General features: G+C 35.1%; 18 protein-coding genes. 3 read left to right on the forward strand and 15 right to left on the reverse strand.

Features of this window, described 5'->3' with window-relative positions; translation table 11 throughout:
* On the forward strand, positions 1-114 hold a 114-nt coding region (locus ABES52_RS16000; protein ID WP_429652322.1), incomplete at its 5' end, for an IS3 family transposase.
* Positions 115-172: 58 nt separating this feature from the next.
* Here the strand turns inward: ABES52_RS16000 and galE are convergent.
* From galE to ABES52_RS16075, 15 genes are all read right to left on the reverse strand, one after another.
* Positions 173-1153: a UDP-glucose 4-epimerase GalE gene (gene galE / locus ABES52_RS16005; protein ID WP_429652296.1), complete on the reverse strand. Its 981-nt coding sequence runs from the start codon at positions 1151-1153 to the stop codon at positions 173-175.
* 42 nt (positions 1154-1195) lie between these two features.
* Entirely contained in the window at positions 1196-2014 is an 819-nt protein-coding gene (gene cysQ, locus ABES52_RS16010) for a 3'(2'),5'-bisphosphate nucleotidase CysQ (RefSeq protein WP_429652298.1), read from the reverse strand.
* A 57-nt stretch (positions 2015-2071) separates the two neighbouring features.
* Positions 2072-2674, reverse strand: coding sequence for an adenylyl-sulfate kinase (cysC, locus tag ABES52_RS16015; RefSeq protein ID WP_429652299.1), 603 nt, complete (start codon positions 2672-2674; stop codon positions 2072-2074).
* A 15-nt stretch (positions 2675-2689) separates the two neighbouring features.
* Positions 2690-4471: an SLC13 family permease gene (locus ABES52_RS16020; protein ID WP_429652300.1), complete on the reverse strand. Its 1782-nt coding sequence runs from the start codon at positions 4469-4471 to the stop codon at positions 2690-2692.
* Positions 4472-4486: 15 nt separating this feature from the next.
* Positions 4487-5662, reverse strand: a complete 1176-nt coding sequence (sat, locus tag ABES52_RS16025) for a sulfate adenylyltransferase (RefSeq protein WP_429652324.1) — start codon at positions 5660-5662, stop codon at positions 4487-4489.
* A 130-nt stretch (positions 5663-5792) separates the two neighbouring features.
* A complete protein-coding gene (locus tag ABES52_RS16030; protein ID WP_429652301.1) occupies positions 5793-7193 on the reverse strand; it encodes a lipopolysaccharide biosynthesis protein in 1401 nt (466 codons plus the stop codon).
* Positions 7193-7990, reverse strand: coding sequence for a putative capsular polysaccharide synthesis family protein (locus tag ABES52_RS16035; RefSeq protein WP_429652303.1), 798 nt, complete (start codon positions 7988-7990; stop codon positions 7193-7195). Before ABES52_RS16035 ends, ABES52_RS16030 begins: the two co-directional genes overlap by 1 nt.
* Entirely contained in the window at positions 7983-9188 is a 1206-nt protein-coding gene (locus ABES52_RS16040; RefSeq protein WP_429652305.1) for an O-antigen ligase family protein, read from the reverse strand. The genes ABES52_RS16035 and ABES52_RS16040 overlap by 8 nt, the downstream gene beginning before the upstream one ends.
* Positions 9188-9976 carry a DUF4422 domain-containing protein gene (locus tag ABES52_RS16045; RefSeq protein WP_429652306.1) on the reverse strand — a complete coding sequence of 263 codons (789 nt, stop codon included), beginning with the start codon at positions 9974-9976 and terminating at the stop codon, positions 9188-9190. The genes ABES52_RS16040 and ABES52_RS16045 overlap by 1 nt, the downstream gene beginning before the upstream one ends.
* Positions 9973-11073 (reverse strand): UDP-galactopyranose mutase, encoded by a 1101-nt coding sequence (gene glf / locus ABES52_RS16050; RefSeq protein ID WP_429652308.1) that lies wholly within the window; start codon positions 11071-11073, stop codon positions 9973-9975. Before glf ends, ABES52_RS16045 begins: the two co-directional genes overlap by 4 nt.
* Positions 11074-11112: 39 nt before the next feature.
* The gene (locus ABES52_RS16055; protein ID WP_429652325.1) at positions 11113-11784 is read right to left on the reverse strand and encodes a sugar transferase; all 672 of its coding nucleotides are present in this window, start codon (positions 11782-11784) and stop codon (positions 11113-11115) included.
* A 48-nt stretch (positions 11785-11832) separates the two neighbouring features.
* Entirely contained in the window at positions 11833-12714 is an 882-nt protein-coding gene (gene galU, locus ABES52_RS16060; protein WP_429652310.1) for a UTP--glucose-1-phosphate uridylyltransferase GalU, read from the reverse strand.
* Between the two features lie 420 nt (positions 12715-13134).
* Positions 13135-13893, reverse strand: a complete 759-nt coding sequence (locus ABES52_RS16065) for a tyrosine-protein phosphatase (protein ID WP_429652312.1) — start codon at positions 13891-13893, stop codon at positions 13135-13137.
* 80 nt (positions 13894-13973) lie between these two features.
* On the reverse strand, positions 13974-14672 hold the full coding sequence (locus ABES52_RS16070) for a CpsD/CapB family tyrosine-protein kinase (RefSeq protein WP_429652314.1): 699 nt from the start codon (positions 14670-14672) through the stop codon (positions 13974-13976).
* The gene (locus ABES52_RS16075) at positions 14662-15408 is read right to left on the reverse strand and encodes a YveK family protein (RefSeq protein ID WP_429652316.1); all 747 of its coding nucleotides are present in this window, start codon (positions 15406-15408) and stop codon (positions 14662-14664) included. Before ABES52_RS16075 ends, ABES52_RS16070 begins: the two co-directional genes overlap by 11 nt.
* A gap of 215 nt (positions 15409-15623) precedes the next feature.
* Here ABES52_RS16075 and ABES52_RS16080 point away from each other — a divergent pair, with 215 nt between their 5' ends.
* Both ABES52_RS16080 and tagU read left to right on the forward strand, forming a co-directional pair.
* Complete coding sequence (locus ABES52_RS16080) at positions 15624-16415, forward strand: SGNH/GDSL hydrolase family protein (RefSeq protein ID WP_429652318.1); 792 nt, start codon at positions 15624-15626, stop codon at positions 16413-16415.
* Positions 16416-16501: 86 nt separating this feature from the next.
* Positions 16502-17443: a polyisoprenyl-teichoic acid--peptidoglycan teichoic acid transferase TagU gene (gene tagU, locus ABES52_RS16085; protein WP_429652320.1), complete on the forward strand. Its 942-nt coding sequence runs from the start codon at positions 16502-16504 to the stop codon at positions 17441-17443.
* The last annotated feature ends 571 nt before the right edge of the window (positions 17444-18014 follow it).

Here is an 18014-nt window from a genome sequence, read left to right on the forward strand (position 1 = left end):
GCCAAAGAGGTCAAGGATGCCATACACAAATACATTCGTTTTTATAACCACCAACGTTTCCAAAAGAAATTAAATAACCTGAGTCCTTATGAGTATAGGACTCAGGCTGCTTAAGTGTGCTTTTTTATTCCTGTCTACTTGACAGGGGTCACTTCAGTCAGCAGGGGGCTTTCTAAATCATTACCTTTACATTCCGACTATGCCACTTCCACGCACTGGCGATAATGTCTTCAAGGGAATATTCTGCTTTCCAGCCGAGTTCTTCATAAATTTTTTGTGAGGAAGCAACCAGACGAGCCGGATCTCCTGGGCGACGGTCGGTATATTCAATCACCGCTTTTCGGCCAGTGACTTTTTCGCATGTTTCGATCACTTCTTTGACGGAGTAGCCTAAGCCGTTGCCAAGGTTGTAAACCGCGGTTTTCTTTTTGTCAGTCAATAATGCTTCCAGCGCTAACATATGTGCTTTGGCTAAGTCAGTCACATGGATATAGTCACGGATGCAGGTACCGTCAGGAGTGTCATAGTCCGTACCGAAGACAGAGATTTTTTCGCGCTGACCTAACAAGTGCTGTAAGACAATCGGAATTAAATGAGTTTCTGGGTTATGGTCTTCGCCAATCTCCGCTGACTCATGCGCCCCAGCCGCATTAAAGTAGCGAAGGACGACATAGTTAAGACCATACGCAGAAGCAAAGTCCGCTAATATTTGCTCAATCATTAATTTGGATCGGCCGTATGGATTGATTGGATTCGTTGGGCAATCCTCGGTAATTAACTCGACATTTGGAATCCCGTATGTCGCTGCAGTAGAGGAGAAAATAAAGTTTTTTACGTTATACTTTAACATCGTTTCAAGCAAGGTTAACGTGGCAGCGACATTATTTTGATAATACTTCATTGGATTTGTTACCGATTCTCCGACTAGGCTGTTAGCCGCAAAATGCATAACCGCTTCAATTGGGTATTTTTTAAAGACGGCTTCCAAATCATCGCAATTCCCTAAATCACCTTCTACAAAAATTGCTCGATCATCGACTAAATGGCGATGGCCAGTAGAAAGATTGTCTAATACTATGACTTCTTTGCTCTCAACTAACTCTTTGACGAGGTGGCTTCCGATGTAGCCAGCTCCGCCAACAACTAGAATCATATTATTCTCTCCCTAAAATCTAAAATATAATTTTATAGTTATTTATATAAATTGGACATTCTTTACAATAAACCAGGAATTTATTAAATCCTCTTTGTTATATGTAAACTCTTTTCCTTCTGGTGTCATTACAGTCCCACCTGCTTGTTCTACAATAGCTTGCCCTGCTGCGGTATCCCACTCCATAGTTGGCGCAAATCTTGGGTAAACATCTGCTTTACCTTCTGCTACTAAACAAAGCTTTAAAGAACTACCTGCTGAAGTAATATCTATATCACCATGTAGTTCTTTGATTTGGTTAATATATTCTTCCGTCTCTGGCGATAAGTGTGAACGGCTAGCAACTACATATACCTTATCTTTTTCGATATCGAGTGGCAGTTTAACGGATTTGTTGATTAATTCGTCATTATTAGTTAGTGAGAAAGTGCTTACCTGTTCAAGTTTAAAAGAACCGACACCTTTCTTGGCAAAATAAGCAATATCTAAAACTGGTGCGTAAATAACTCCAATGACAGGGAGACCTTCTTCAATTAACGCAATATTTACTGTGAATTCTCCGTTTTTCTTAATAAATTCTTTCGTTCCATCTAATGGATCTACAAGCCACAAATAATTCCACTCTTTACGAGTTTCGTAAGGAATCGATTTTCCTCCTTCTTCACTTAATATCGGAATTTCTGGATAGAACGTTGCTAAGCCTTTAGAAATGGTTTCATGTGATTTTTTGTCTGCTATAGTTAATGGGGACTGATCTTCTTTCCATTCGACCTCAAAATCTTTTTCATAAATGGTTAATATTTCTTTCCCTGCTTGTACAGCTATTTGCAACAATTGATGTAATTGAATGTTTTCTACCATAATAATTACCTCTCTTAAATAAAATAAGAGTTCACTCATCAGAGTGAACTCTATTGATTACTTGATATATCCATTCTCTTTTAAATATGACAAGACTTGTTGAACAGATTCTTCTAATGTTTGCTTATCTGTTTCAACAATTAATTCTGGATTTTCCGGTTCTTCGTAAGGATCGTCGATTCCAGTGAATCCTTTGATCTCACCAGCACGAGCTTTTTTGTACAAGTCTTTTGGATCACGTTTTTCACATTCTTCTAAACTACACTTTACATAAATTTCAACAAACTCATTTTCTCCAAGAAGCTGACGAACCATGTCACGGTCTTCACGATACGGAGAAATAAAGGCCGTTAACGTTACAATTCCCGCATCGACCATTAATTTGGATACTTCCCCAATACGGCGAATGTTTTCTTTCCGATCTTCGGCACTAAAGCCAAGATTTTTATTTAGGCCATGACGAATGTTATCTCCGTCTAAAATATATGTACGAATTCCCATTTGATGTAGTTCTTTCTCGACTTCAACAGATAACGTCGACTTTCCTGCACCGGATAACCCTGTAAACCAAAGAACGACACTTTTATGTCCATTTAATTTTTGACGGTCTTCTTTTTTGACTTTTGAATTATGCCAGACAATGTTTGTTGCTTTTGTCATCATTTAAGCTCCTTTCTAATTTATCCATACACCATATACGATCGAAACGGTGATACACATCACAATGATACTTAACGGTGCTCCTACTTTTACATAATCGGTAAAACGATAACCACCAGGTCCGTATACAATTAAGTTTGTTTGGTATCCGATCGGTGTTATAAAGCTCCCTGATGCCGCAATTGCAATAAGAACAGCAATTCCTATTGGATCCATCCCAATTTGGTTGGCTACTTCCATCCCAATAGGAAACATCATCACAGCCGCAGCACTATTCGTGATTAGTTCGGTAAAAATATTTGTTAATAAATAGATAAAAAATAACAGAGCAACAATTCCAAGAGGTGTTGCAAGTTGAATAATGGAATGTGCGATCCACTCAGCTGCACCTGTTTTTACAAGAGCTGTTCCAATTCCAAAAGAGCTCGCAATGAGTAGTAATACATTAAACTGAATTGACTGCTTAGCTTCTTCTGGTGTAATTACTCTCGTAAGTAATAAGATCACCACCGCCAAGCTCATTGCTTTAAACATCGATAACCAACCAAAGGTTACGAATAAAATCATAAGTAATAATGTGCCGATGGCAATCCATCCTTTTTTTGTATCTTCTTGTAAAGCAGCTGGCGCATCAATAGGTGTTACCACATAAAAGTCGTTTGATTGCTTATATTTGTTTACAAAATCCGCTCCACATAATAGGAGCAACGTGTCCCCTGGTTTTAATACAATATCCCCGATTTTACTATGAATCCGTTCATGGTTTCGATGGACTGCTATAACGCCGGCATCATATTTGCTCCGGAATTTCGATTGTTTAATGGACTTATATAATAACGATGATTGGTGGGACACAACTACCTCTACTAATTGAGAGTTTCCGTTTTTTAAAGAGTCGAGCGATAAATCGGTACCAGTTTGTAAGGATAGTCCTTTTATCTTCTGTAATTCGGCAATAGTAGAAATTAAGCCGGTAAAAATTAAACGATCTCCGACTTTAATTTTTGTTGACGATTTCACAGGCGAAATTTTTTCGTTTGGACGTATAATTTCAATGAGATAGAGACCTTTCAATTGGCGTAATCCTGCTTGTTCAACGGATTGATTGACAAACGGAAATTCTTTGGTTACGACCATTTCTGCTAAATATTCTCGCGTATGTTCTTGAACGGTCTCTTGGACTCCTTTACGATTTGGTAATAAGCGGTAACCAATAGTCATTAAATATAGAAGACCAATGATAGTAATTGGTAAGCCAACAACGGCTAATTGAAATAAAGAAAATCCCTCCATCCCACTTTCTAATAGGAGGCCGTGTACGACTAAATTAGTGGATGTACCCATGAGCGTGATCGTACCGCCTAAAATCGTGACATAGGAGAGAGGGATTAACAATTTGGATGGAGAGATTTTTTTCTCTTCGCACCACTTTCGCAAAATAGGTGTTAACGCCACGACTATTGGCGTATTATTCAAAAAAGCAGAGAAACCTGAAACAGGTACAAACACACGAACCATCGTCCCAGGAATACTTCGACTATTTTTAAGGATAGTCGCAAGTGCTCGATCAATAATGCCACTTTTTTGTATCGCCCCAGCAATGATAAATAATAGCGCGATCGTTAACATCCCTTGATTCGAAAAGCCTTTTAATGCTTCTTCCGGCGTTAATATACCCGTCAATAAAAAAACAGTTAACACAACAAACACAATCATATCAGGGCGGGCTACTTCCAACATAAGCCCGCCGAACATTAAAGCAACCATAAATAAGACAAACCCAATTTCTAAGGTCACATGAGTTCCCGTCCTTTAATTATTTTCTCTCATTCCTCGAATAAGCACTTCCGCTACTTCAGGACGAGAAAACTCTGCTGGTGGTTTAATGCCGTTACGTAACATTTCACGTACTTTCGTACCACTTAAATGTACATGATGTTCTTTATCATGTGGGCATGTTTTTGTCGTTCCCATATTGCCGCACTTTGTACAATAGAAGCTGTGCTCAAATTTTAAAATTTCAATACCAATCTCTTCTTTGGTAAAGTTATCGAAGATTTTTTGTGCATCATACGTTCCATAATAATCACCAACACCTGCATGGTCGCGGCCTACAATAAAGTGTGTGCAGCCATAGTTTTTACGAACTAACGCATGAAGAATCGCTTCACGTGGACCAGCATAGCGCATCGCTGCAGGGTAAATTACAAGACGCACGCGATCTTTCGGATAATAATTGTCAAGTAACACTTGATAGCTTTCCATACGAATGTGTGCTGGAATATCATCAGACTTTGTTTCACCAACAAGTGGATTTAGAAGTAAGCCGTCAACAATTTCTAATGCACTTTTTTGAATATACTCATGCGCGCGATGCACTGGGTTACGTGTTTGGAACCCAACAACTGTTTTCCACCCAAGCTCGGCAAACATCGCACGAGTTTCACTAGGATCTTTGTAGAATTCTTTAAACTGGTCATGAGCTGGGCGATTTAATAACGTAATTGGTCCTGCTAAATATACTTCGCCTTTTTCATACACTTTCTTCACACCTGGATGTGCTTCATCTGTTGTGCCATATACCATTTTTGCTTCTAATTCTTTATCGTATGTATACTTTTCTTCTAACTGAAGAGTTCCGTAAATAATGCCATCTTCACCTTTAAGAGCAATTTCTTCTCCAATCTCGAATTGATCAGCCTCTTCTTTTGTTACTGGTAACGTGATTGGAATACTCCAAACTAACCCATTCGCAAGGCGCATTTCGTTAACAACACGAAGATAATCTTCTTGCCCCATGAATCCAGTAAGAGGGCTGAAGCCACCGATACCGATAAGTTCAAGGTCGGAAATGCTCCAAGCAGAAATGGTTAGAGATTTCATTTTATCTGCTTTAGCCAAAAGTTTTTCTCTTTCTTTTCCTTTCACTTCGCGATTAATAAGTACTCCACCGTGTGGGGCCATTGAATATGTTTTCTCAATTGTCATTGTAGTCAATGTGATTTCCTCCTTAATAAAAACTATTCACAATCATTTCTTCTAAATGTAAGACTTTTTCATTAATTAACCTCAATAATATTAAAAATCAGCTACATTATTGAATATGAATTCAAATGCACTACCTTACTTTATAATTAAACTTCCCCATTATCTTTGAAACACTATTTCGTTTAATAATGTTTTCAACTTCTATTAACTTAAACTTAGTAATAAAAATAAAGTCAATAATATATAAAACTAAAATGTTTAATGCACATAAAGCAATAGTTGAAATCATATTTAAATTTTCCATTTCTATCTGATACATTAACCAAGCAACCAATATGTGCGAGAAAGCTAAAGGAAAATGAAAAAGCTTTATTTTTATAGAAAGTTTTAAATCAATCTTTATTACAATAATTCTTATAAAAGCTTTCACAATATAGCCTAAAGATATACTGATTGCTATACCATATGAATAATCTTTCAAAATATATGCACCAACAATAGTAACTATTGTGAACAAAATGTTAGCAATAATTTCACTAACCACTTTATTTGCTATTAACATATAACGTTGGTGAATTAAAGTTAAAGATTCGATGAAAGCGCCTATTAGATATATAATAAAAATAGATTCAAAAGAATTGTAAGATTCCCCTAACACTGTTTTGATTAAAGAAGCATTTGTAACTAAGAATAAAAAAAGTGGAGAGATTAATAATATATTAATAAGAGATACTGTATCTAGAATTCTAGCAGATTTAATTCTATTATTAACACACTCAGTTATATCAGGAGTAAGCATAACCGATATGGGTTGGATAAAACCAACCAGAACAAACCGAAATAAAATTGCAACAGATAAAGCACCAAGATATTTTGCGTCTATTATGTGTGCAGAAACTACTTTTATAACTTGAAGTGATCCTAATTCAGCTAATAAAGCAAAGTACAATAGCAAATTATTTTTTATAACTAACTGGAGATTAACATTAAACTGCTTTGGTTTCACAAATAATATTATCGTACTATATAGATAACTAATAAGTAATGAATATATAAATGACTCTATACCCGGAATTTCAAGCCACATAAAAATAATAAAAAGAATTAAATGGATAGCAGTTCTAACAACCTCAAAATGTAATTTTGACTTGTGCTGATTTTTAATATTAATATAATATCCATTTAATAGAAAAGAAATTAACCAGAAGTAAGATGTAACAATTATAAGAAATACTAGTATTAAATTAATATTTAATGCAAATAAAATAATAAAAATAATTGGTACAGAAATAAAATATAAAATATTAATAGTAAAAAAGAAAATATGGTAGTTTTTACTATTAATTTTAAACGCAATACCAAAATTAAATATCCAAACAATAAGGTTTATAATCCCCAAATAATAATTAATATTTCCATAAACTTCTGCACCAGCTAACCGAGCAATCAAAATTTGACTAATAAAACCAAAGGCTAACGAAAAAACATGAATTATTAGAACCTTTATACTTCGGTTATATATACTGCTCATTAAGCATTCCACTTTCTCTTAAAAGCTTCAATTTCATCTTCAGTATAAAAGAACTTAGTATATTTCGAATTATACATTTCCTCAATATAGGATTTTGGCAGTGTAGTATTAGCTTTAAATTTTTTGTATAACTGTGAATACCAATTGTCACTGCCTTTATTCTTTCTCTCAACTTTAAATTCTGGATAACCTAAGAACTGTCCTATTTCTTTAGAAAGATAGTTTAAATTTTCCATTCTTATGACCATGACAGAAACATTATCCTTCTCGATTACTAAAAATCCTTTATCTTTAGGAAACTCGTAATCATATACATTTATACCAAAAAATTTATATAATTCATCATCAAACCATCTTAATGGTCTGTCATGTGGATGTTTTTCAAGAAATACATGCTTTAACTTTTCAACATCATCAGTAATTTTTGTATAAGGAATAAACATATCTAGAGCATAAAAGTAGTTTGATAAATTTCTTGCCACTGGATCTCTTGTTAAAGTTACAATCTTAACTTTTTTATTTTTTATGAGTTTTAACAGTAATTTCGCCTTAAATATTTGATATACCCTTCTTAATCCTCTTACATGGACTTCTTTATCAACATCGAACGCATGTAAATGAAATAGTGGTTTTTTTGTAATTTTTTTTAAGGGATGATATATAGATGAAGAACCAACTTTCGCCATTTGAAAGATTAAAATTACCTCATTATCTTTAATTAATCTGAACATATTTATGAATTCATCGAATTTTTTTGATATTATTTTTAATTTAGATTTTAAATATTGGTTAAACATCTAATTCTTTCCTTTCCATTACTGTCATTACACTTAAAATAAGCCAAAAAAACACCTGTAAAATATTTCTTGTAAAATATAAATCACTGTAAACGAATGCAGCTCCAAAAACGTATATTATATAACAATACAACTTTTTATAAAATAAGTCATTTTTATTTTTTAATACATATATAGTTGCTTTTATTATTCTATAACCAAAGAATATAAAAGTGAAAACAAACCCCAATATCCCCATAGATAAAAGAATATCTAGATATACATTGTGTAATGAGGCTTTAGCTATTGCATTATTCTCCTTTAAATATAAATAATCTGGAATTAGTGGTGTAACTTTATCTGGTATATTTTGCGAACCGATACCTACTAATAGATTTTCTTTAATTACCTTAATAGCACCTGACCAAATATATTCTCTTCCTGTTAAAAGCAAGCTGTTTTGTCCAGTCTTATTCTCATATTTATTAGTAATAATATTGTTTTCCAATATAAAGTCTTGAACAACAGGAATTAACAGAGTCGTAGTTATAAATATCACTACAAAAGTGGTTAGTAGTTTATTTCTTAAAAAAGCATAAGCAATAAAATAAAAAGATAATGCAACCAAATACGTTCTACTTTTAGTTAGATACAAAATAATAATTCCTATTAAAATAAATAATAAATCAATCTTTGAGCCTTTTCTTTTTGTTATAAAAATAATAATTGTTAATACGCTGATTGTTAAACCTAAATCGTTAGGATGTAAAAAATATGATGCCATAAATTTTGGTAACTTTATTGGATATAATTGGAATATCCTGTTAAGTATCTCAAATGCAATGATACTTAAAATTATCACTTTACTTGCGGTTAGCAAACCATTTTGAATTTTTATTGTGAAAAGAATGTTATCTCTAGTTTTATTATAGTAATACAATATAAAACCCATAATTGTTGGTAAGATAAATATTATGTTTAATATCTTATTATCATAAAAAAGTATTATATTAATAAAATAAGTAATTATTGATAAAAGAAAAAATAACTCTATTCTTTCAAATTTTGTATTATATAAAGATTTTTTCAAACCATATTTTAACAGAAAATACACAGGTATTCCTAATATAAAAAATATCTCTACAACATAAAATATTAAACTCTTTGAAATTATAGATCTTGATAAAACGCCATATAATAGTAATAAATACGTTAACACTATACTGTTTTCTTCCCTCCAGTAATTTTCCTTGACATAAATTCACTGATTTTTTTGAACCAATTAATCTTATCTAAATTAACTACTGTTAAATATTTACCTTTTATTCCTTTATATTGAACCCATACATTAAATAACCTTTCTGATATAAAACCAAAAATACGCTTCTGATAATTATTATAATTAATAATATCTACTCTCTTTTCAAGTTCAAATAGTAAATCAAATAGCCATTGACAATATTCATCAAATAGTTCTTTTTTCATAATAAACATATTATAAAGATGTAATTTTGTACCGCTCATCACTTTTTCAAAGCTATCTAGATATTCAGGATATTTCTCTTCAATTATTTTTTTAGTTTCCTCTAAATCCTTGATGTGATGAGCATTCTTATAGTGTGACCAAACAGTTTCTATATAGTAATTTCTTTTTGTTGGCAAAATAACATCGTATTCTTTCAATAATTTCCTTATTTCTGATTCCGTTAATATTAGTTCAAACTTATTATGCCTATGCAAAAAGCGTTGAATCAACCTTTTATTCGTAAAATACCTTCTGTAGTGACATAAACCTATATATTCACAGTTTAAATTTTTCCAAGCCCAATATAACCCAGTAAGTTCACAATAGTTCGGGTTCTTAATGGATATATTATCTCCTGTATTATCTCCCTGATACCCTAAATCTTCTTTACCCTGTCTACCAACATGTATAGGTAAATATATATCATCTTTCGGCATCTGATATTTTTTATGAGTAGCTACAAGAATGGCTAAATCTTTCATTGTCCAAGTTCCTCTTCCACTTTTTTTAGTGCTGATGCAATAACTTGATGCATATCATAATACTTATAGGTAGCTAATCGTCCGCCAAAAATAACATTCTTTTCTTGATCAGCAAGTTCTTTATATTTTTTATATAATTCATTATTTCTTTCATTATTTATTGGATAATAAGGTTCATCTCCCTTTTTCCACTCTTTCGGATACTCTTTCGTAATCACTGTTTTCTCTTGTGTTCCAAATTCAAAATGTTTATGTTCAATTATTCTCGTATATGGTGTTTCTCTATCAGTATAATTTACAACCGCATTTCCTTGATAGTTATCTACATCTAAAATCTCATTTTCAAATATGAGACTGCGATACTCTAAAACACCAAATCTGTAATTATAAAATTCATCTATCATTCCAGTGAATACAATCTTTTTAGCCTCTTTTTCTAATTCCTCTCTGTTTTGGAAAAAGTCTGTATTTAGTCTAATATCACACTTCTCAAGCATTTTTTCAATAATAGCTGTATAACCACCGATTGGTATACCTTGATATTTGTCATTAAAATAATTGTTATCATAAGTAAACCTAACGGGTAATCTTTTAATAATAAACTTTGGTAATTCAGTGGCCGGTCTACCCCATTGCTTTTCAGTATAGCCTTTTATTAATTTTTCGTATAAATCTATACCTACAAGTGAAATAGCTTGTTCCTCTAAATTTTTAGGTTCAGTAATTCCTGCAGCTCGTTTTTGTTCTTCTATTTTCTGCTTGGCTTCTTGTGGTGTAATTACTCCCCATAATTTATTAAATGTATTCATATTAAAAGGTAGATTATAAATTTCTCCTTTGTAATTAGCTATTGGAGCGTTAGTAAATCTATTAAATTCTGCAAACTGATTTACATAATCCCAAATTTTTTTATCGTTTGTATGAAAAATATGTGCACCATATTTATGAACATTTATCTCCTCAACATTTTCAGTATACACATTTCCGCCTATATGACTTCTTTTATCGATCACCAAACACTTCTTGCCTCTTTTTGTTGCTTCATAAGCAAAAACAGCACCAAATAAACCTGCACCTACTATAAGATAGTCATACATATCTTGTACCTCCGAATTTTACTATTAATCAATATAATCTCAATATGCACCTTTTTTAAGTAAAACAATTAAAATGGTCTTTAAAATTATTTTAACATCAAGAAGTAGAGATTGATTATACACATAATAAAGCTCTAAATCCACTCTTTCCGGATAATCTACGTTACTTCTCCCACTTATAGCCCAATATCCTGTTAATCCAGGTTTTACAGAAAGAAATTCGTTTATTCTATTACCATACTCTCTCAATTCCTCAACAACAACTGGTCTCGGCCCTACTAAACTCATTTCTCCTTTTAATACGTTAATTAATTGAGGAATTTCATCTAGACTTGTAACTCGTAAAATACGGCCTAAGTTTGTAATGCGTGGATCTTCATGTGGTTCGAGCTTATAATTATTCTTTAAATATTTTTGATAAAGTTCTTTATCTGCTTTAAGTTTTTCCTCAGCATTTACAATCATCGAACGGAATTTATGAATATGAAATTTTTTTCCGTTTTTCCCCACACGTACTTGCTTAAAAAAAATAGGTCCCTTTGAGTCACCAAATAAGTAAAAGATACTTATAATTAAAAATAACGGACTGGCTAAAATAAGACCAACTATTGCTCCTATAATATCGATTGATCTTTTGGTAAATGCATATATTTTTGAGGAATCTTCTAAACTCCGAAAAGAGGCTTGCTCTAGTCCTTGACTAGAAACGATTGCCTCCCGCAGAATATCGGATTTTTCCAATATATTCCATCTCCTTTACTACTTTTCTACCTTTGCTTCATTTAATAACCGTTCCATGAATTGAATTAAATCTGTTCTTAATTCTTCATTCTGCATTGCAAACTCAATCGTAGTCTGAATAAACCCTAACTTCTCGCCTACATCGTATCGTTTTCCTTCGAAATCGTAGGCAAAGACGCGTTGAATTTCGTTTAGCTTTTGAATCGCATCTGTCAATTGAATTTCCCCGCCAGCTCCTTTTTCTTGTTTTTCGAGGAACATAAAGATTTCTGGTGTAAGTATGTATCGTCCCATAATTGCTAAGTTAGATGGTGCGGTACCTGGTGCTGGTTTTTCAACGAATTGACGCACTTGGTAGCGTCGACCTTGCTGTTCGATCGGATCTATGACACCATAGCGGTGGGTTTGAGTATCAGGAACTGCTTGTACACCAATGACAGATGATAATGTTTTTTCATATTCATCCATAAGTTGACGCAAGCACGGTGTGTCTGCTTGCACGATGTCATCACCAAGTAAAACAGCAAACGGCTCGTCTCCGATGAATTTACGCGCACACCAAACAGCATGTCCGAGTCCTTTCGGTTCTTTTTGGCGGATGTAGTGAATATCTACAGAAGATGGTTTTTTCACTTTTTCAAGTAAGTCGTATTTTCCTTTTTCGATTAAGTTTTGCTCGAGTTCGAACGCATGGTCGAAGTGGTCTTCGATGGCGCGTTTTCCTTTACCGGTAACGATAATAATATCTTCAATACCGGATTCGATTGCTTCCTCTACTATGTATTGGATGGTGGGCTTGTCCACAATCGGCAGCATTTCTTTCGGCATGGCTTTGGTGGCTGGCAGAAATCGTGTCCCGAGTCCGGCGGCTGGAATAATGGCTTTTCTTACTTTTTTCAATTTTGGTCCCCCTCTACAATTAATTCCAATAGATAACTAATGAAAACCCACATTCTTGCATTTTTTCATTAATTATCTATTTCTTTCATTCGTTTGAATTGGTACTAACAATTACGCAGGTTTTTTGGCTAATAGAAATGATATAATAGAGTGGGCATCTAACCCGCCCTCACGCCACACCATCGACGACGAGCGTCTAAGGCGGCCGGACCGTTATCGTCCCCGCCCACAGCATGGCCGAGTGCCTCCATTGATAACGGTGAGGAGACATTACCGAATTGTTCTCATACTTTTTTCCTAAATCCTTTTGAAAAAGAATAGAATGACCGTTGTTTTTTACTACAATGACCATTCTACTATTTTATGAACCTACTGTTTCCGATGGCTTTTTTACAAACGAAATGTACTTATGTATTCCTTTTAAAAGAGTCCAAGGAATTTTTTCCGTTTAATGCGTTCGGGAATTTCTTTATGAAGGTGATTTCCGTCAATTAGTTGTTGGGCATTTTCACGGAACATGTATACATAATCCATTCCGAATTGGCGATCGATATAGTTATAGGCATCTTTTAAGTAAAATCCGCGTGAGGTTGTGTTATGTGCATCCGAAGCAATGAGATGTGTTAAATTGGATTCAATGAGTTGTTTACAAAACTTCTGAATGTTTTTCCCAAATCGTCCAATAACACTTGAGGCAGTGATTTGTGTGCAAGCACCGTTCATTACCAATTTGTATAAGCGATCCGGTTGTTCAATAAACACCTGATTGCGCTCTGGATGAACAATGATTGGCACATACCCTTTCGTTTGAATGTCAAATAACAGTTGTTCAGCAAACGAAGGGATATGATTAGCCGGAAATTCGACTAATATGTATTGGCCAACAGGTACAATTTCACCGTTTTGTAAGTCTTCGATTAACTCCCCATATACACGAACCTCTTGACCAGGAAGTACGGTTAACGGAATTCCCGCTTTTTGAAGCTCACCATTCAAGGTTTCGACCTCTTTTGTTACGACGCTCTTTGGATTATTGTATCGGCCGTTTTGATGGTGAGGGGTCGCGACAATTGTGTTGATTCCTTCGTTTACTGCTGCCCGGGCCATCTCTAAGCTGTCCTCCAGACGTCCGGCCCCGTCATCGACATTCGGCAAGATATGACAATGGATATCAATCATCGAACCCCCTCCTTTAGTAATTATTTCTTACATTTAACTAACAGTATATTGCAATTTATAGGTCTTTTCTACTAAATTTTTTATTTTTTTCCATAATAATAGTAGTAACTTGATTGCTTCACTTTTTTGTTATTTAAAACGACCCCAAGTAGCTTCGCTTTTGATTTTTCTAATGCCTCTTTTGCTTTTTGCGCTTGCTCGATTTCCGTTTTTTCACTAGATACGACTAGCACCGTTCCGTCACAATGGTTTGCCAGTACTTGGGCATCCGTTACCGCAAGAACAGGTGGTGTGTCAAAAATGACGAGGTCAAATTCCTCATATACTTCTGCTAAAAATTGGTCCATCATCCGTGAACTTAACAGCTCGGCTGGGTTTGGAGGAATTGGGCCACTCGTTAACACGAATAAGTTCTTCTCGTCTGTATTGTTCACCGCTTCGCGTAACGTCAGTTGTTTCGTTAAAATGTTCGTTAATCCAAACGTGTTCGTTTGCGAAAACGTGTAATGAACGGTTGGTTTTCGTAAATCGGCATCGACTAACAACACCGATTTTCCTTGCTGGGCGAAGACGACGGCTAAGTTCGCGGCAGTCGTCGATTTTCCTTCCATTGGTCCGGATGATGTGACCAAAATCGAACGGATTTCTTGATCCACCGATGCAAATTGAATGTTTGTTCGAATCGTCCGATATTGTTCGGAAATTGGAGATTTCGGGTCGTACTTTGTGATTAACTTTCGTTTATTATTGGTTAATTGACGTTTTTTCTTAAGAGCCAATCGTCTCACCTCTTAACTTTGCCTTTCGGTCGGCACGACTAACTGATTTTTCTGCTTGCTGGTCTTCAATCATTGAAATAACCCCGAGTACTGGTAGTTCTAAATGCTTTTCAATATCTTGTTCTGTTTTAATCGTATTGTCTAAGTATTCTAATAAGAAGGCTAGTCCGATACCGGTCATTAAGCCAACAACCATCGCAATTGCAATGTTCAGTAACGGTTTCGGCTTCACTGGTGATTGGTTTGGAGTAACCGTGGCTTCCGCTAAAATGCTCACGTTGTCGACGTTCATAAGTTGCGTAATTTCTTTTTTAAACACTTGCGCAACCGTGTTGGCTATTTCAGCAGCGACATACGGATTCGGGTCTTGTACCGAAACATTGACGACTTGTGAGTTCTTTTCAGAAGTAACAGAGATTTTTTCGTTTAATTGGGAAGTCGTCATATCTAAGTCTAGTTCATCGATCACTTTATCTAAAATGGCTGGGCTTTTGATAATGACACTGTATGTATTAATCAGTTGTAAGTTTGTTTGGATTTCGTTGTAGCTGTATAACGCATTTTCGTTTTTCGCTTGGTTCACGAGAAGTTGTGTCGAAGATTGATAGATTGGTGTTAAAACAAAATAGCTAATAATTCCGCTTGTCATAACAGCAATAAGCGTAATAGAGATGATTAAGGATAGACGTTTCCGTAACGTTTCCATTAGTTCTTTTAAGCTAATCGTTTCTTCCATGACAGCCTCCTATTTTTTGTAAAAAAGTAGATCATTAGAATTATAACATCATTTATCGAAAAACTTGTTAATTAATGTTAAAATTTCAACAAGAATGTCGACTTTCCATATCATTTATTAAACAATAAAATTTTGGATTTTTGTAGAGGTTTTTCTTAATTGGTTTTAATTTCTATTGATTTCATCAGAATTTAGTAAAACGGGGTGAAATTGGTTTGCGGACAATTCTGACATCTGTTCTAGCAATTGGTTGTTTTTTGGTATTAATTTTTGGAAATCTTCATTGGGATAAACGTACAAGTGTGGGAGCGAGGCCAGAAAGTGATGTGGAAGGGTCTACAGTCGATAAAGAAGTACAGGAAGTCGAGAATAAGGCTGTAGCAAAAGAGGACGTGTTCGTGATTGCTCAGAATTGGCCGGAAAATGCGCGGACGGTGTTAGAGATGCGCTTAAAGGAAGGGGTTCCACTTCGGTTAGCAATCGTTGGGTCACCGGCGCTTGGTGGAGCGAATGGCTGGGCAGAACGGTTACAGAAGGAGCTTGTGTCACAGTTTGGCAATTCGGTGATCGAGGTTGGTGTTTTTACATACGATATGCATTCATTGGAGTTTGTCCAAGAAAAAGCTTATGAAGAAGTAGTAGAGTTTGAACCTGATGTGTTATTGTGGGAACCGTTGACACTGAAAGACAATGGGTTGGTCGTGATTGAACATTCGCATGAAAATATTTTGTTTGTGTTCGAACAGTTTACGGACAAGCCGGTTGTTATTTTACAGCCACCTCACCCAATTTATCAAGCGCGTTATTATCCTGTTCAGGTTGATGCATTGGCTAAGTTTGCAGAACAAGAAGGATTTACATATTTAAACCATTGGGAAGTGTGGCCGGATCCTAATAGTGAGGAAATACTGAATTATTTATTAGAGGATCAAAGTGCTCCGAACGAGCAGGGGCATGAGTTATGGTATGACTATTTAGCTAAAATTTTCTTGTCGGCGGAACAATAACCATTGTCAAAATGGGGGAGTTTCGGCTAATCTACAATTAAAATGGGTTTGAATTTTTTCGAGTGTACGAAGAAAGGAACATGAGTATGGCAGAACACTTGCGAAGTGATAGAAATAAAAAGAAAAAGCGTTGGTTGAAATGGATTGGGGTGTTCTTTCTAGTTGTTTTGTTGGCTGGAGGAGCGTATGTATATTCTGTGTTTAAGACGTTAAATGAGACGATTGAAACCATTCACGAACCGACGGAACGCGTAAAGTCGGATAAACGAGAAGAGGAACTCTCGTTGAAGAAAAAAGAACCGTTTTCGGTGTTGATGCTTGGGGTGGATGAGCGAAAAAATGATAGAGGACGTTCGGATACAATGATTGTGTTGACGGTGAATCCGAATGAGCCATCGATTCAAATGCTAAGTATTCCCCGTGACACGCGTACGTTGATTGTTGGAAAAGGGTTTGAAGATAAAATTAACCATGCGTATGCGTTTGGTGGTGTCGATATGGCCATCGCGACGGTGGAAAACTTTTTAGATATTCCGATTGATTACTATATTCAAGTGAATATGGAAGGGTTTAAGGATATTGTTGATGCGGTTGATGGTGTGACGGTTCAGAATGATTTTGCGTTTACGTATGAAGGTGTGCATTTTCCTAAAGGAGAACTGACTCTTAATGGCGAGGAAGCATTGAAGTTTTCGCGCATGCGCTATGAAGACCCACGAGGTGACTTCGGCCGTCAAGACCGTCAGCAAAAAATTATACAAGGGGTCATCAAAGAAGGCGCAAGCATTTCAAGCTTGTGGAACTACGGAGATATTTTTAACGCGATAAGTAAAAACGTAAAAACAAATATGTCGTTTGAAGAAATGGTAGAGATTCAGAAAAACTACCGAGAAGCGGGTAAACATATCGACCGCCACCAAATCTCTGGAAGCGGGAAAATGATCAACTCGGTGTGGTATCTTATTGTGCCTGATAAAGAAAAAGAACGTATTCAAACCTTATTAAAAGACCATCTTGAACTTAATTGATGGAACAACTTCTATGGAGAATACCAACGAATCTTATACTACAAATTAATGGTTAAGAAAAGGAGCCTTGTAGAGGGCTCCTTTTCTAGTTTAAAGGATTGGGGGACAGACCCGCGATGCTTTAAAGCACCGCGGGTCTGTCCCTCAACACGTTAATACTTTATAGAAACTGGGGACTGTCCCCCACTACTTTAAAGTATTTCATACTTACCATAAATTACATTCGACAAATTTTGTCGAATGATGTAGAATAAGTTTTGCGATAAGTTTTAGGTTGGTAAGCCATCCTTCGTTGGAAGGTGGGCTTACCCTTTTTTTTTATCGTTTTTTAGGGTTTATCAGTTGTTTGTTTTATTAGAAAATCTTTTCGACAAAATTCGAGTTTCCCCTTATCATTTGTCGAAATACCTTTCCTTATAGAGTTTATCTAACATAATTTAGTTCTTTTTTCTAGTAGAGGTAAATGAATAATACAATCACTTTAGTTATTTAACGGAGTGAGGGACTGTCCCTCACTCCGTTAAATTATTAAAAAGGACCGACCTATTCATTGAACTGCACCCCTTAAAGT

Source organism: Aeribacillus pallidus, from assembly GCF_050478865.1.
Taxonomy (GTDB): Bacteria; Bacillota; Bacilli; order Bacillales; family JACDOC01; genus JACDOC01.